Genomic DNA, 17089 nt, shown 5'->3' with positions numbered 1-17089 from the left:
CACATTTTTACCAGTCTAATATCCAGGCAAACATCAGTGGCGCTACAATAGATGCATCACTTTCTACAATAAATTTTGGTGTGTCAATGTCTAATTTGCCCCAGGTGATTTTTTCGTTTGGCACAGCTCCGCTATAGGAGCCATAACTTGTTGTACTGTCACTGATTTGACAAAAATAACTCCAGAACGGTACATCATGCCATTCTAAATCCTGATACATCATGGGCACGACACAAATGGGGAAATCACCGGCAATGCCACCACCAATCTGAAAGAAGCCAACGCCCTTTCCTCCGGAATTATTACGATACCACTCGCTCAACCACACCATATATTCAATTCCACTTTTTATGGTTGTAGCTTTCATTTCATTTTTAATGACATACGATGCAAAAATATTTCCCATAGTACTGTCTTCCCAACCGGGAACTACAATTGGAATATTTTTTTGTGCTGCCGCTAGCATCCATGAGTTTTTTGGATCAATTTCATAGTATTGTTCCAATACGCCACTTAAAAGCATTTTGTACATGTACTCATGCGGAAAATAACGCTCGCCTTTACTGTCGGCTTCATTCCATATTTGATGAATATGTTTTTGTAATCTTCTGAAAGCTTCTTCTTCGGGAATACATGTGTCTGTAACACGGTTATAATGATTGTCAAGTAAATCGCGCTCTTGTTCTGGAGTAAGGTCGCGATAGTTAGGCACTCTTTTATAGCTGTTATGTGCTACAAGGTTCATTATATCTTCTTCAAGATTTGCTCCGGTGCAGGATATAATATGCACCTTATCCTGACGAATCATTTCTGCCAGTGAAATTCCGAGTTCAGCCGTACTCATGGCACCTGCTAGTGTTACCATCATTTTTCCACCTTCGGCAAGGTGTGTAACATAAGCTTTTGAAGCATCCATCATAGCAGCAGCATTAAAATGACGGTAGTGATGCTGCATAAATTGCGATATGGGTCCTTTTGACATAACTAAGTTTGATTTTAAATTATTTTTTTGAGAGTGCAAAGGTAAAAAGATAAGCTAAAGAAACTCAAAACGTTGTTTTGTTTCTTAGCTCTATAAATCAAAAAGCCATCAGTATTTCAGCATACTGATGGCTTTGATGTATTTATTACAATTTTATTACTGAATGATTAATCTTTAAGCAAAATGAATTTACTGCGTTCGGTGCTGTTTGGTGTTTGTATTTCGGTAAAGTATGTTCCATTGCTGCAAGTGCTGAAATCAGCTTTTATAATATTACCTTCTACAATTGTGTTTACAAAAACCTCTTTGCCTGAGATGTCAGTGAAATGAATTTTATAATCAGAATATTGAGTCTTAGTTCTGATAGTTACAATTCCTGTTGTTGGGTTTGGATACAATTCAAAAGTAGTATTAGAAACTTCGTTGATGCCTGTTGACATAGAAACATTCACATTGTCAACATAGGCATTATTACCATAGCCACTCACAGCATTGAAACGAATAAGTACATTGTTGTTACCGGCATATTGATTTAAACTCACTGTTTCGTTGCGCCACTGGCTGGTAGTAGGTGTAAATGCCCCTGTTTGTCCGCCTGTAACAGTAGCCAATGCTGCACCTGATTTTGCCCAGTCGGTATTCCATGTCAGACCACAATCTGTTGATACCTGTACATTGATGGCATCAATGTATGCAGCACTGTATTGACGATGTGCTACATCAAAGGTCATAGTGGCACCGGTAGCATTACTCATGTCAACAGGGTAGATATAAAGGTTGTCAATGCTTCCGGGTATGCTGGAGTAAAAATCAATTTTTGCAGAACCAGAACCCGTAGCACTTGCTGTAGATCGCAGCCAACCGGTGTTGTCTCCTGATTGATCAACACGCATCCAGTTTGCAGGTGGAAAGGAGGTTGTAGTAAAATCTTCTGTAACATTGCCGGCAACAGATGTGCCAGGAACACCGAAAAACACTTTTTTGCTATTGTTGAGCATGTTGTTATCTGTGAGGCCACCGGTAGGAACAATTACAGAAAGTGTGAGTGAATGGTTGCCTGCGCCAGTTACTGGAATGGGCGGCAATGTAAAGTTAGTTGATGTGAAACTTTGAAGCAAACCTGACCAGTTTGTGGTTTGTGGCGGTGTATTGTCAACTTGATATTGAATTATCAGAGAACTGATATCAGTAATTCCATTGTTTTCAATAGTAAATGTTGGTGTAAGCATTCCTGTACAAGTGACATCTGGAACAGCAGAAATTGCTACTGCTTTTGGATCCATAGGTACTTGTGCGCGGCTATAACCTGCTTGCAGCACTTCTTTGTTGGTGTTGTTTTGCACAAATGCCACAACTGATAATTGATAATAAACGGGAGATGATAATGCAGCCGGAGTAATGTACCAAGAGTAGTTGAGAATTACAGAGTCACCGGTGTTCCATGATGCAGGCAATGCTGTTCCGGCAGCAGAGGGTAAAAGTTTGCGAAGTACACCTTCATAATGCGATTCGCCATTGGGGGATGTATATCCAAAAATATCACGCTCGGTAACACCTATTTGAGCTACCAGATTGTTGCCACTGTAGCTTTGCATGGCTTTTACTACTACTGATGCATAAATGGTGTCGTTTGCCGCATTAAATGTATGCGACACTCTCACTTCAAACGGAGATGCTATGGCGTAGCGGGTGTCAATGATGTTTTGATCCAATGCACCTGCATTATCATTGAACTGATTTCCATCCATGATGCCTTGCGGAGAATAATTGTTACTGTAATAATTCTGACGAGCCGTGATATCAGTTTGGGCATAAGGCCAAAAACGTGGACCTGCTGAAGGTATATTGTTTTGATATTTGATGGAAACAATTTTTGCGCTCTCATTATTGAGCATCTGATTGAGACCGGGATTAATCTGTGCACAAGGCGGGCAGGTTTCACCGGTAAATTCTTCAAAAAGCACCAAACGTTGTGTTTGGGCATTAACTGCAACAGATATACTTAATGCAGTAATAAGCGTATAGATTTTTTGCATTTGATTTGATATTTAATTCTGAACTACGAATGTACGCAGTTTTTGAATAGGTAAACCAATTAGTTAACTACTGCGTTTTTTAAATATATAATAGATGGGTAAGCCCAGCAGCACAATAAGTAAGCCCTTACCGGCAACGGCAGTTTTGGTATAAAGTAAGATGGAGCAAATTGATAGTGCCAAAACGATATAGAGTGCAGGCAAAAACGGATAACCAAATACTTTGTAAGGTCTTTCTGTATCCGGTTCGCGTTTACGTAAAATGAAAATACCTGAAATTGTTATTACATAAAACAGGAGTGAGGCAAAAACAGTGTAGTCAAGTAAATCACCATAAGTGCCACTTAGGCATAACAGACTTGCCCATATTGCCTGTACCCATAAGGCAATTGAAGGTACACCTTTTGAGTTGAGTTTTTTTGCCTGCTTAAAAAAAAGTTTTTCCAAGGCCATTGCATAATAAACTCTGGCACCACTAAGTATAATACCGTTGTTGCATCCGAAAGTAGAAATCATGATGAGTGCTGCCATGATATATACACTTGAGTCGCCAAAAATCATAGAGGCTGCGGCTGTCCCTACACGATCGGTGTCGCCACCGGCAAACTGAATGCCTTGCCCTGCAACCGTTGCAGCATCAATGCTTCCTTTTAAAGGTAATAATGCAAGATATGCAATGTTGGCTAAACAGTAGAGTAAAGTTACCATTGCTGTACCTAACATCAGGCTACGCGGAATATTGCGGCTTGGGTCTTTTATTTCACCGGCAATAAATGTAACGTTGTTCCATGCATCGCTGCTGAATAATGAGCCAATAATGGCAGTGCCAAGCATGAGTATAATTGCAAAACCGCTGATGTGTTGTTCTATCCATCCCGAATCGGTTTTAATCATTGAATTAACGCTCCAGGCATTGTCGAAGTTCGAAGTAAGGATGTTGGTTTTTAATCCAACCCAAAGCCCGGCAGCAATGAGAATAAATAAGGCAAGTAACTTTGCAGAAGTAAATATGTTTTGAATGGTTTTACCACCTTCAATACCACGACTGTTAAACCAGGTTAACAGAACAATGAGTAATATGGCCAGCATTTGGGCAGCAGATATACTTATTCCACCCAATTGAAATAAAATATTCCCTGTATTAAAATAAGGGAAGAATACAGCAGTGAATTTTGCAAATGCTACAGCTACAGCTGCTATAACACCTGTTTGAATGACCATAAAGACTGTCCACCCATATAAAAATGCCAGGCAGTTTCCCCATGCACGTCTGATATAGACAAACTGACCACCCGCTTGTGGCATCATACCTGCAAGTTCGCCATAACAGAGCGCAGCTATAAGCGTAATAACACCACTAAGCAACCATAAAAAAAGTAACCATCCGGCAGAACCGGTATGCCGAGACATGTCGGCACTGACAATAAAAATTCCGGAGCCAATCATTGATCCGGCAACCAGCATGGTAGCATCCCACAGTCCTAATGAGCGGTGCAGCTGTGGTTTGTCGTTGTGCATATATATTTCAACAAAGTTTTTCTATTTCGGATTGCGTAACTTACTGTGCTTTGCACTGTATCCAAAATAAATAACAAAGCCTAATGCCAGCCACATTAATAGGCGTGACCAATTTGGCCAACCCAAACCAAAAATCATGGCTCCACAAACAATAATTCCTAAGATGGGAACCAATGGAACCAGCGGTGTTCGGAATGTACGTTTAGCATCGGGATTCGTTTTGCGCATAATGATTACACCGGCTGCAACAAGCATAAATGCAAACAGTGTTCCGATGCTTGTCATATCACCTACAATATCACCGGGTACAAATGCTGCAAAAAGGCCGACAAAAACAAATAGAATTAAATTTGATTTATAAGGTGTGCGGTAAACAGGATGCAGTTCTGAAAATACTTTTGGTAACAATCCATCTTTACTCATAGAATAAAATACACGTGATTGTCCTAATAGCATAACTAATATTACAGAAGAAAATCCGGCAAGAATAGCAACAGTCACTAATTTGGCCAGCCAGTCATATCCGTGCATATAGGTTTGAATGGCATAAGTTACAGAAGCTTCTCTGCCTTGTGTTCTGAAATCATCTACTGAGGCAACACCTGTTAATACATGAGCAAAGAGAATATAAAGAATAGTACAGATAATCAAAGAACCTAAAATTCCTTTTGGCATATCACGTCCGGGATTTTTTGCTTCCTGTGCAGCAGTGCTCACTGCATCAAAACCAATAAATGCAAAAAACACTACTCCGGCAGCACCAAGAATTCCAAGTATGCCACCATAGTGATGCGGCACACCCATGTGGTCGGTAAAAGTGCTTGCAGCAGGGATATATGGAGTGTGATTAGCCGGGTTAATAAACTGCCAGCCAAAAACTATAAAGAGAACAACAATAGCAACTTTGGTAACAACAATAATATTATTTACAAAAGCACTTTCTTGAGTACCTCTGATTAATAACAAGGAAAGAAGAACCAAAATTAAAAGCGCAGGAACGTTCATGATGCCGTAAACGCCATCCAAACTATGTTCAAAAGGGGAGTGGCACCATTCATAAGGAATGTGCATACCCAGATAATTCAATAATTTGTTCAGGTATTCGCTCCATGCAATACTCACTGTTGCTGCACCAAGTGCGTATTCAAGCACCAGATCCCAACCAATAATCCATGCAATAAATTCGCCCATGGTTGTGTAACTATAGGTATAGGCACTGCCGGCAATTGGAATCATACTGGCAAATTCTGCATAACACAATCCTGCAAAAGCACAACCCAAACCTGCAATAACAAAGGCTAATGTAACAGCAGGTCCTGCATTGTTTGCAGCAGCAGCAGCAGTGCGCACAAATAGTCCTGCACCAATAATAGCACCAATGCCGAGTGCAATCAGACTATTGGCAGTGAGTGTTCTTTTTAAACCTTTTTCGCTGTTTTCGGCTTCGGCTAATAAACTATCGAGAGGTTTTTTAACATGTATTCCTTTGGACATACTTCAGATTTTGAGATTTAGAGGAGTTCAAACCTACATGATTAAGATTAAATTACCAAAAAAAATAAAACAGGATTTTTAGAACGATGCAAGTATAGAATGAATTTAATAAAATTTTACGGCAACTACAACCAACAACCATTGTACAATCAGCAAACTGTCAACCCCAATCTGATAGAATCTGAAGTTTGAAACAGGCGGTGCAGTAATTGCTGCAACAACCAACAGCAAAGCACTAATCATAAATGCAAATGCCATTGCTTCTGTAAAATGTTGATGACGATAAAGAACAGTAAGAATCAAAATAAATAATGCTGCTGAGGCAATAACAATATAGCGTGTTACGGTGATTCCTAAAACCACAGGTAGCGTCAGGTGATTGCGTGTTTTGTCCCTTTCTGTGTCACGGATGTCAAACAATAAAGAAATGCCGAATACGTAAATAAAACGGAGTAAAAATACCTCAGGAATAATAGGTGATTCATGTCCTAGCGCAGCCATTGGCAAAAGCACAGTAATTAATGCCCAGCTGGCAGCAAGAAAAATATTTTTAAGCAGAAAAATGTTGCGAATACCTTTAATGCGTTTGCCTTTGTAATTAAAAGGCATCATATAAATAAGACAAAAAAGAATAGCTGTCAAAAAAAGATTGATAGAAATAAAATTATAATTAAATATTAATAATGCTGCCACAAGAATTGATGAAAAGCAAATCCATGTGCGTGTAGTAAGTGGCTTCTGTAGGGGTAATCTTGGAAAATTATAAATGGATAGGGTAGCAAAGAAGATTATGGCAATAAGAACTAAATTGTTTTGTTCATTTATTCTGAGAATAGTTAAATGACTTGCTGCACTTGCTGCCAGTGCAATGAGAAAATTATAGGAGACAGTTTTATGAGCAATCTTCCTGAACAATCAATTCCGAGCTATTAGGGTGAAAGTAACAATGCCAACAGCAAAACCTATCATGCCGGAAACAAATCCTTGTCTGATACGCTGATTTCTTCTTTGTTTTTGATAACCTGAAATAAAGCCTTCGCTGTTTTTTAATTCCGGTGCAATATCCGGAGCATTTGGTAGTGCAGGACTATGCCGCCCTACAGCTATGGCATATATTGCTGGCACAGGGATTCCATAAAAAGTTAAAAGACTTCCGGCACCGCCAGCCGCTATTCCACCTACTTCAGTAAAATTTAGTCTGCGCTGCCATTGATTATTGTGTTTGTTAAATCGCTCTCTTTTATGCAGTATGCCATATTGTTGTCCTGCAATAAAATCTCGTACCCACGGAACATCAGGGTCGTCAGAGGTGCTGTCTGGTTTATAAAGTACTTGCTCTGTACCATCGGCTTTTTTTATGGAAAACACTTTATAAATATCAACTTTTTTGACACGCGAACTACCTTGCTGTTTTACATATCGCACCCAGTCGGGGTCGTTGAGGTTAAATAGTTTTACGGGTTTGGTTTTTCCATTGAGGAGTAACAGGGTGTCTTGTGCGCTTAATGTTGTAGCGCTGAAAAGAAAAATAAGGGATGTTATAAAGAGACGTAAGGTCATATCAGTTATTTGATTCAAAACTATAAAAAATGTATGTAATATATAGCATTTGTTAAAAATTTGATAATGTGTTATTATTTAAATAATCGAATAGGAGGAGAAAAGTTTTTGTTTAGGAAATGATTTTGCGTGAGGGATAGTAGCGTAAAGCCCGCATACTGCAGCAGGCAGTAGCGTACTTGGAGCAAATAGCCCGACAGCGCCAAAGGCGGTGACACGCCCAGGTTTTAAAAACATGGATATATCAACATGTGTTAATAATTTTTGTTCCAAAAAGAGGTAAAAGCTTGATGTAAATCATGATGAATGCAATCAAAAACACATTTTTTCATGTTCTAATTATTTACTTTTGCGCCAAAATCCAGAGTACATGTACTATTCTTTTGCCGACAGGCACATTGGCCCTGATGATAAGCAGGTTAAACACATGCTTGCCACCATTGGCGTAAAATCCGTAAACGAACTTATTGCTAAAATTATCCCTGAACTGATTCGCTTGCAAAAACCATTAAACCTTCCGGAGGCAATGAGCGAATTTGAATATTTAAATGAGTTGAAAGCAGTAGCATCGGAAAATCAACTTTTCAAAAATTTTATCGGCATGGGATATTACAATACCATCGTGCCTGGCGTAATAAAAAGAAACATTTTTGAAAATCCGGGTTGGTACACAGCCTACACCCCATATCAGGCAGAGATTGCACAAGGCCGTATGGAGGCGCTGTTGAATTTTCAGACTATGGTTTGTGATTTAACAGGTATGGAAATAGCCAATGCCTCTTTATTAGACGAAGCCACTGCTGCTGCCGAAGCTATGGTGATGTTTTTTTATACCCGCTCCAAGGAAGCAGAAAAAAATAATGTAGTTAAATTTTTTGTTTCTGAAAATTGCTTTCCACAAACAATTGATGTGTTACATACACGCAGCAAACCTTTGGGTATTGAATTGGTTGTTGGCGATGAACAATTGTTTTCGCCTGATGACAGTTTCTTTGGTGCATTACTTCAATATCCTGATGCAGTTGGTAATGTGTTGGACTATAAAAACATTGTTAACATGTGTCATCGTCATGAGGTGCGTGTTTGTGTGGCAGCAGATATATTAAGCTTAGTATTGTTAACACCACCCGGTGAGTGGGGTGCTGACTGTGTAGTTGGCTCTACACAAAGGTTTGGTGTACCTATGGGTTATGGTGGCCCTCATGCTGCGTATTTTGCAACACATGATAGCTATAAACGCAACATTCCGGGAAGAATTATAGGAATGAGTGTTGATACTGCCGGCAGCCCTGCCTTGCGAATGGCATTGCAAACCCGCGAGCAACACATCAGACGTGATAAAGCATCGAGTAATATTTGTACTGCACAAGTGCTGTTAGCGGTGATGGCATCAATGTATGCTGTATATCATGGACAGCAAGGTTTAAAGGCTATTGCATCAACTGTCCACAAACGTACCACAGCCTTAGCCGAAAGCCTTAAGAAGGCCGGCTTCAAATTAATTAATAATACCTGGTTCGATACATTGACTATTGAGGTGGAAGATGCAGATAGTGTTCGTGATATGGCTGAAGCCAATCTTATAAATTTTCGTTACAATGGAAATTCAGTTGGTGTAAGTATTGATGAAACAACTTCTGACGAAGATTTGAAAGACATATTGCGTGTGTTTGCTGCCAGCATTGGTAAAAAATCAATTTCTGCTGTTAGTCAGAATGGTAGTGCCATACCTGCTGCGCTATTACGCAGTTCGGCATTTCTGAACCATGCAGTATTTAATACACACCATAGCGAAACAGAGATGCTACGCTACATCAAGCGTCTCGAGAATAAAGATCTTGCATTGAATCATTCAATGATTTCATTAGGTTCTTGCACCATGAAACTGAATGCTACCAGTGAAATGGAGCCACTAAGCTGGCCGGAGTTTGCCAACATGCATCCTTTTGCACCGGTTGAGCAGGCACAGGGTTATGCACATATTATTACTGAACTTGAAAATTTTCTTAAAGAGATTACAGGTTTTGCAGCAGTGTCGTTGCAACCAAACAGTGGTGCGCAAGGAGAATATGCCGGGTTGGTTGTTATTCAGAAATATCATAGCGACAGAGGGCAGAATCATCGTAATGTAGTATTGATACCACAGTCTGCACATGGCACCAACCCTGCCAGTGCTGTACTTGCCGGATTAAAAGTTGTTGTTGTTAAATGTGATGATGATGGAAATATTGACCTTAGCGATTTGAGACTGAAAGCAGAACAACACCAGGAAAATTTATCCTGTCTGATGGTTACTTACCCATCCACACATGGTGTATATGAGGAAAATATTAAACAAATTACCTCAGCAATACATGCCAATGGCGGACAGGTTTATATGGACGGTGCCAACATGAATGCACAGGTAGGTTTAACATGCCCTGCATTGATAGGTGCAGATGTTTGCCATCTTAACTTACATAAAACATTTGCCATACCACATGGTGGAGGTGGCCCCGGAATGGGACCTATTGGTGTTGCAGAACATCTTGCACCATTTTTGCCTTCGCATACTGTTGTGCCTACCGGTGGACGCAAGGGCGTAAATGCCGTTGCCGCAGCTCCTTGGGGCAGTGCATTAATATTGTTGATTAGTTATGGATATATAAAAATGCTAGGTAAGACAGGTGTACAACGTGCAACAGAAATAGCTATGCTCAATGCCAACTATATAAAAGCACGATTAGAAAAACATTATCCTGTTTTATATAAAGGCAAAAATGGTTTCTGTGCACATGAAATGATTTTGGATTGTCGTGCATTTAAAGCCGTGGTAGATGTGGACGTAACAGACATTGCAAAAAGATTAATGGATTACGGATTTCATGCACCTACAGTAGCTTTTCCTGTGGCAGGAACGCTAATGGTTGAACCAACAGAGAGTGAATCTCTGGAAGAAATAGATCGTTTCTGTGATGCCATGATTGCCATCAGACAGGAGATTATGGAAGTAATGAATGGCGAATATCCCAAAGATGATAACATGTTGGTGAATGCACCGCATACCGCTAAAGAAGTAACTGCTGATGAATGGAAACATTCCTACTCACGGCAGCAGGCCGCCTTCCCGGCACCATGGGTTGATGGAAATAAATTCTGGCCATCTGTTAAGAGGGTTGATAATGCCTATGGCGATAGGAATTTAGTTTGTACTTGTCCGGATGTTGCTTCCTATGAAAGTGCCGAAGCTGTATAATTGATTTTTTAAATCAGTAACTATTTTCCCATATCAGCTTTTTTCCAAAACCAAGAGTATTGTCGGTCATTTTGATGTAGGTTAATTTTATCAGCCACAATTCGCCCGATATTCCTAATGCCAAAGGAAATTTGCTGTAATATATTTTCTTCGCTTTCTCCAATAAGTCTTCCTGTGGCTCCAGAAAAACTCCTGAAAACTGTATGCCCCTGATGTTTCCAATTTTACTTATGTCCGGCAAAATTGTACCGGCCACTTTATTATTTGCAAGTGCACGACAAACATGACCTGTAGTGTTTTTCGATTTAAAAATCAAATATGCACCCTCCGGCATGAACGTATAGAAACAACTTGCACATTCAGGTATGTTGTTAACCGAAGTGCACAGTGTCATATTCTTCTGTGAAACAATAAAGTTTTCTATAAACGAATCCATTTATTTCTTTTTTACTTTAATAATGTTTACAGGGCAGTTTTTTGCTGCCTGTAATGCTTGTTCATATTCATCATCATTTACTATAGCGATGTAGATACCTTTATTATTTTTTCCACCAACCAATGTACATTTTCCATCTTTGCGCGACATACGCCAGCGTGTTGCCGAAGCTTCAACACAGGCATTGCATCCAATACATCTGCTCCTGTATTGTACTATTTCAATCATTAATGATTTTATATAATTTATCAGAAGGTTTTATTTTTTCAGCTATTGGCATTGAAAATACATCGCCTTTTTTTACGGTTGTGACCGGCAAATCATCCATTCGCAGTTCCTGCACCTTGGTTAGAATAATTCCCGTTGTTGAACCGGTAATCATAATATCAGTGTCAACGGAAAGAGTTCCCGATTCCAGTTTAAACTCTCCTACCTTACTTTTTGGAAAATATTTAACCCCTTTGCCGATATAAATTTTTTTAGTTGTTGCCTGCGAACCTCCTGTATTACTCCATTCACCCATTGTTTTTCCGAGAAAGTAGCCTCCCCAAAAACCACGATTAAAAACTGTTGCCAGCTCATTTTTCCATCTTGTTATTTTATCCTTTGTATAGCTTCCTTCGTTACATGCTGTAATGGCTTCTTTATAGCATTTTGTGGTTGTATAAACATAATCGGCAGCACGACCTCTGCCTTCAATTTTCAAAATACTTATACCCGTTTCAATGAGTTTGTCAAGGAAATCAATAGTGCATAAATCTTTTGACGACATGATATATTCATTGTCAATTTCAAGTTCAAATTCTCCCTCTTTATCTTTCACAATATATTCTCTTCTGCAATTTTGAATACATGCACCACGGTTTGCCGAGGCATTATGAGAGTGAAGACTGATATAACATTTTCCGGAAACGGCCATACATAAAGCACCATGTGCAAATACTTCTATTTTTATCAGTTCGCCCGAAGGCCCTTTTATTTTTTGACGTTTAATTTGTTTCACAACATCGGCAACCTGATTCAATGTTAGTTCGCGGGCCAAAACAATAGTGTCTGCATAATCTGCAAAAAAGCGTACACTTTCAATATTGCTGACATTGGCCTGAGTTGAAATGTGTACCGGAATACCAATTTTTCTGGCATGCATCAAAGCGGCATGGTCCGATGCTATAACTGCATCAATGTTATTTTTCTTGGCTGCATCAATAATTTTTTTCATCAGCATAATGTCGTGATCATACATTACTGTGTTTAATGTAAGATAGGTTTTAACATTTTTTGCACTGCATATTTTTTTAATTTCAGCAAGGTCACCGAGTGTAAAATTATTTGCTGCACGTGCACGCATGTTCAGTTGTTCTATACCAAAATATACTGCATCGGCACCGCCTTGTATAGCTGCTTGCAGCGACTCAAACGACCCTGCAGGCGACATTAACTCTACCATTTAAATAGCTTTTAAAAAACGTTGCAAGATGGCCAAAGGAATGGAATGAAAAAATGACATGAATCAGAAAACCTGTAGGAAAAGACGCTTCAAAACCCTCAGGAAGTTTTTATGGTTTAAAATCTTTTTTTATTATTGCCATATAAAAATTGATGATGAATAAAATCTCTACTCTAATTGCTTCTGTATTTTTAGCTGCCGCTATAAATAGCCAAGCCCAGTTGATAACCATTTCAGCTACACATCAGCTTCCTGCCGTTGGCGATACCATTAACTATGTTGATGCCAATACATTTGGATTCAACCAAAACGGAACCGGCCCGGTTACAAATGTACTCTGGGACAATTCTTTGCTGATGAATGCCGGTACAAACTATAGTTTTACCTATCATGATCCTGCAACAATAACAGGTAATGGTGTGGATTCTTTTCCTACAGCAACAATTGCTCGTGGAGAAAGTGGCGCACCCGGATATTTTTATTACCAGAACACTGCTAACGACATTAACCGTATCGGATGGTATAGCAGCAGCAGCAACTATGGTGTTTACACCAATGGTACTTTTGCAACAGAATTTCATTTTCCGATAACAGCCGGACAAGCATTCAGTTCTACCTATAACGGAAGGTATGCACCTTTTGGCCTTGGCGAAGATTCATGTACCTTAGAAAGTGGTAGCCTATCCATGAATGCAGATCAGCAAGGAACATTAATGTTGCCAACCGGAACATTCAGTAATGTATTGCGAACACATGTGGTGGAAACTTTTCATATCAAAATCTATATGATGGGTGTGCCTGTTATAGATTATTTGGTTTCTGATGACTATTATTATTGGTTTCATGATACCATCAAACAACCTATATTGGTTTATGGTATTACAACTGTTGATGGAACTGCACAAACACCTGTATTGCGCTATCAACCAATTTCAGGAACAACAGGTTTAAGTCAGGTAGCAACGCAATCAAAAATAACCATCGTGCCTAATCCTTCTTCAGGTAAATTTTTACTTAGTAATATTGGCAGTACCAATGCTTTGTTAGAAGTAGTTAATACACTTGGACAGAAAGTTAATTTTCAACAAAAAAACAAAGGACAATCTTTGGAAGTTGATTTAAGCAATTTAACTAAAGGCGTATATTTTATTAAAGTAACTGACGGACGAACTTCTTCTACACATAAAGTTATCGTTGAATTTTAATTTCAAAAATTAGAGAGTTATAAGCTTTTTACCTCACCTGTCATGTCGCGCCCCTTTGCGCTCTTGGCAGGTGAAATGAATGACTAAGAGCATCTATAAATCGAATCTCATTGTCTTTTGCTATCTGACTTTCAAGGTTTGAAAAAGTTATTTGTTCTCGGTTGATACCTTGTATTTGAGGCATTTTTTATATTTATTTCCCCTTAAAATTATTGAAATTATTTTACATTTGTAAATGCTGAAAAAATATTTTTTCACAGACTGCCGTTATGTGCAACCCTACCGAACCACAGTACAAACATTCAACAGACGAATAAATAGAACTAACATTTGAAAATACCTGACAAAATATTGACGCGAAAAGACGAGATAACAAATGAGTTTCTTTACATTTTAGACAAACACATTAACGACATACTTATAGGCAAAATCAATTTTATGTATCACATCAAAGATTTTGCTTCGTTGCTTTTTATTCACCCGACACATTTTAGCAACACTATAAAACTCACCACAGGCAAATCGCCTTGCGACCACGTTGAAGAACGAATTATCGTTGAAGCAAAAAAAATGCTTGACGATGAAACCCTAACCATCAAAGAAATTTGCCACAAACTGACCTACCAAGAGCCAACTAACTTTACAAAATTCTTCAAGGCAATGGAAGGCATTACGCCTCGACAATACAGAAAGCAAAAAACTGAAAATAACACCTTTTCTTAAATGAATGTTTGGAGTAATTTTACATTGTCTAAACATTTCATAAAATGATAAAAATCTTAAATTCAATTCTAATGCTTGTAGCAGTCTTTATGGGACTGAAACAGGGTTATGCAATGCTAACAGCAAAAACAGAAATGCTTGAAATGTTCGGCAAATGGAATTTTAGCAAAACAGCCGTAATGATAAACGGAGCAATCACAATGTTGAGTGCTTTGTTTATTCTTTTTCCAAAGACTTTTGTTTGGGGCAATTTTCTAATGAGTGCAGGCATTTTACTGATTATTTGCTTTCATCTTCTCGATAAAGATTTAAAAGGCGTAGCCATTGAACTGCCATTCTTGTTGCTCAATTTGGTAATTATTTATTTGAAACATCCACTTTCAAAAACCAATTGATATGCACAAAATATTTTACGCTTTTTGCATCTTGTCTACTTTAAGTTTTACAGCTTGTGGACAGTCAAAATCAAAACAAAATTCAAAAATTACAAATAACAAAATGGATATTTCTAAACTAACAAACGAAACTGTAAAGAATGCAATTGAAGCATTGCAAACCAATGACAAAAACACTTGGTACACTTACTTTACAAACGATGCCGTATTTACAGATGACGGCAGAACGCTTGGTTTCAAATCGTTTTTCGACAATGCTTTTGACAAAAAAGAAAAATTCTTAAGTATTGATACGGTGACCAATGAAGGGAAAGACATTTACGGGAATTTTTATGCAGGGCAATGGGGAACGTTCAAAGTGTATTTCAAATTTCACATCAATACCGAAGGAAAAATAAATCGTTTGGATATTGGACAAGCACATTAATGAAGAAATTTTTAAACTACATTCACAAACGAAAATATGAATTATTGCTTTTTGCTTTAATTCAACATCTGTTTATTGGCATCTTTGTGAGCGATTTATCTTTTTACACCAAACTAATTTGGCCTATAAATATGCTCATTTTGGGAGTTGCAAGTGTTGGCGTTTTTATTGAAAAAGGGCATTGGAAAAATCTAATGCAAAAAATATTATTCCTAATTGTGTTGGCTTTGCCAATCGGATTAACTTTTTTTAGCAAAACCCTTTCATACTTTCTCTTTTTAAATATTTTGTATGTTGTGTTTTTTCTCTTCATCCTTTGGGAAGTACTGAAATATTTACTTAAACCAAGTTATATCAACACAGATATTATTTCGGCCTCGGCTTGTGGCTACTTTTTACTCATTGAAATATGTACTTTCTTGTTGCAATTTTTTGTGTATCAAAATCCACAATCTTTCAAAGGAATTGATTTGTCAAGTCCAGCCAATACCTATATGGATTTGGTGTATTTTAGCTCTATAACACTTACCAGTATTGGTTTTGGCGACATAACTCCAAATATTCATTACACTCGTAGGCGCGAGTGTTTTTTCCGCTCGTGCCATTTTATCTTTATAGCTTGCAGCTATCATCATAATTCTTACCTCACCTCTCATGCCGCGCCCCTTTGCGCTTCTGACAGGTGAAACAAACTCTTCAACAAAAGCATCTTTAAAACGAATTTCATTGTCTTTTGCTATCTGACTTTCAAGGTTTGAAAAAGTTATTTGTTCTCGGTTGATACCTTGTATTTGAGGCATTTTTTATATTTATTTCCCCTTAAAATTATTGAAATTATTTTACATTTGTAAATGCTGAAAAAATATTTTTTCACAGACTGCCGTTATGCGTAATAAACTACAACCCGGAAAAATGATTTCTCTCGATAAAGTATATTCAGTCCTTGCCAGAGATTTCCACTTTTGGCTACCGGATTATAGCGACATTTTAAGACCTTTAACCAAAGATGGGAATTATATTCCTGATACTGATAAAGGGTTTAAACATTATTGTATTTGGCTGACTGATTATTTGACAAATAATCAAATACCTGTTGCAGAATATCAAAAACCCATTATTAAGAGGTTAAAAAGAAGAAAAGAAATATCCAATGCATATATGCTTGCCAATGCCGGGATATCTATGGAATATTTTTTTGACAATGCAGATCTTTTAGAAATATATCCAGATAATTTTTTAGAAAATCCGGACTCAAGCAGGATAAGCAAAAAAGAATTAAATTATTTTAAGAAGTATATCTGTATTCCAAACTTTCGAAGACTGAATGAAGAAGAAAATTTACAAGCCGGTTTAGTTTTCGTGTATGTTTCGGTTCAACAAAATTTAATATACCGCAATATACCTGGACCAAGATGGTGTGATATTGGTTGGCGAAGTATTTTGCAAGAGGGGCTTAAAACAGTTGATGATAGTAAAGATAAGATATCTTTTACTAAAAACTTTATTAATGAAATTGCATATATGCAATCAAAATGAGTACTACACATTACAAACATATTTGAAAAAGCACGGCAGACGGAAGTAAGTGAACATTTGTGCTACTATCAACTTTTGTGCAAATAATCGGCAGA

At 38.0% G+C, this 17089-nt stretch carries 16 protein-coding genes; 7 read left to right on the top strand and 9 right to left on the bottom strand.

The window, feature by feature from the left end; genetic code table 11:
- Positions 1–7: 7 nt before the first annotated feature.
- From V9G42_00830 to V9G42_00805, 6 genes are all read right to left on the bottom strand, one after another.
- The gene (locus V9G42_00830) at positions 8–982 is read right to left on the bottom strand and encodes a deoxyhypusine synthase family protein (protein MEI2757955.1); all 975 of its coding nucleotides are present in this window, start codon (positions 980–982) and stop codon (positions 8–10) included.
- A gap of 167 nt (positions 983–1149) precedes the next feature.
- Entirely contained in the window at positions 1150–3018 is a 1869-nt protein-coding gene (locus tag V9G42_00825) for a T9SS type A sorting domain-containing protein (GenBank protein MEI2757954.1), read from the bottom strand.
- A 63-nt stretch (positions 3019–3081) separates the two neighbouring features.
- On the bottom strand, positions 3082–4536 hold the full coding sequence (locus V9G42_00820) for an amino acid permease (protein ID MEI2757953.1): 1455 nt from the start codon (positions 4534–4536) through the stop codon (positions 3082–3084).
- 21 nt (positions 4537–4557) lie between these two features.
- Positions 4558–6030 (bottom strand): amino acid permease, encoded by a 1473-nt coding sequence (locus V9G42_00815; protein MEI2757952.1) that lies wholly within the window; start codon positions 6028–6030, stop codon positions 4558–4560.
- A 105-nt stretch (positions 6031–6135) separates the two neighbouring features.
- The gene (locus V9G42_00810; protein ID MEI2757951.1) at positions 6136–6945 is read right to left on the bottom strand and encodes a UbiA family prenyltransferase; all 810 of its coding nucleotides are present in this window, start codon (positions 6943–6945) and stop codon (positions 6136–6138) included.
- Positions 6946–7590 carry a hypothetical protein gene (locus V9G42_00805; GenBank protein ID MEI2757950.1) on the bottom strand — a complete coding sequence of 215 codons (645 nt, stop codon included), beginning with the start codon at positions 7588–7590 and terminating at the stop codon, positions 6946–6948.
- Between the two features lie 370 nt (positions 7591–7960).
- Between V9G42_00805 and gcvP the strand changes: the two genes are divergently transcribed.
- Positions 7961–10825 carry an aminomethyl-transferring glycine dehydrogenase gene (gene gcvP, locus V9G42_00800; protein MEI2757949.1) on the top strand — a complete coding sequence of 955 codons (2865 nt, stop codon included), beginning with the start codon at positions 7961–7963 and terminating at the stop codon, positions 10823–10825.
- Positions 10826–10838: 13 nt separating this feature from the next.
- On the opposite strand, the gene V9G42_00795 is transcribed toward gcvP, so the two are convergent.
- Genes V9G42_00795 through V9G42_00785 form a run of 3 tightly spaced genes read right to left on the bottom strand, consistent with a single transcriptional unit; the run spans position 10839 to position 12708 of the window.
- Positions 10839–11261: a hypothetical protein gene (locus tag V9G42_00795; protein ID MEI2757948.1), complete on the bottom strand. Its 423-nt coding sequence runs from the start codon at positions 11259–11261 to the stop codon at positions 10839–10841.
- Positions 11262–11489, bottom strand: coding sequence for a ferredoxin (locus V9G42_00790; protein MEI2757947.1), 228 nt, complete (start codon positions 11487–11489; stop codon positions 11262–11264).
- On the bottom strand, positions 11482–12708 hold the full coding sequence (locus V9G42_00785) for a peptidase U32 family protein (protein MEI2757946.1): 1227 nt from the start codon (positions 12706–12708) through the stop codon (positions 11482–11484). The genes V9G42_00790 and V9G42_00785 overlap by 8 nt, the downstream gene beginning before the upstream one ends.
- Before the next feature lie 152 nt (positions 12709–12860).
- Between V9G42_00785 and V9G42_00780 the strand changes: the two genes are divergently transcribed.
- From V9G42_00780 to V9G42_00755, 6 genes are all read left to right on the top strand, one after another.
- Entirely contained in the window at positions 12861–13913 is a 1053-nt protein-coding gene (locus V9G42_00780; protein MEI2757945.1) for a T9SS type A sorting domain-containing protein, read from the top strand.
- A gap of 351 nt (positions 13914–14264) precedes the next feature.
- The gene (locus V9G42_00775) at positions 14265–14636 is read left to right on the top strand and encodes a helix-turn-helix domain-containing protein (GenBank protein MEI2757944.1); all 372 of its coding nucleotides are present in this window, start codon (positions 14265–14267) and stop codon (positions 14634–14636) included.
- Positions 14637–14680: 44 nt separating this feature from the next.
- The gene (locus tag V9G42_00770; protein MEI2757943.1) at positions 14681–15031 is read left to right on the top strand and encodes a DoxX family protein; all 351 of its coding nucleotides are present in this window, start codon (positions 14681–14683) and stop codon (positions 15029–15031) included.
- Positions 15032–15134: 103 nt separating this feature from the next.
- Positions 15135–15458: a hypothetical protein gene (locus tag V9G42_00765; GenBank protein ID MEI2757942.1), complete on the top strand. Its 324-nt coding sequence runs from the start codon at positions 15135–15137 to the stop codon at positions 15456–15458.
- Positions 15374–16144 (top strand): ion channel, encoded by a 771-nt coding sequence (locus V9G42_00760; GenBank protein MEI2757941.1) that lies wholly within the window; start codon positions 15374–15376, stop codon positions 16142–16144. Before V9G42_00765 ends, V9G42_00760 begins: the two co-directional genes overlap by 85 nt.
- Before the next feature lie 199 nt (positions 16145–16343).
- On the top strand, positions 16344–16994 hold the full coding sequence (locus V9G42_00755) for a hypothetical protein (protein MEI2757940.1): 651 nt from the start codon (positions 16344–16346) through the stop codon (positions 16992–16994).
- Positions 16995–17089: the final 95 nt, after the last annotated feature.

Source organism: Bacteroidia bacterium, from assembly GCA_037045145.1.
GTDB lineage: Bacteria > Bacteroidota > Bacteroidia > AKYH767-A > OLB10 > OLB10.
Note: the sequence above shows the minus strand (reverse complement) of the source record. Positions and strands in the feature narration are given on the sequence as shown.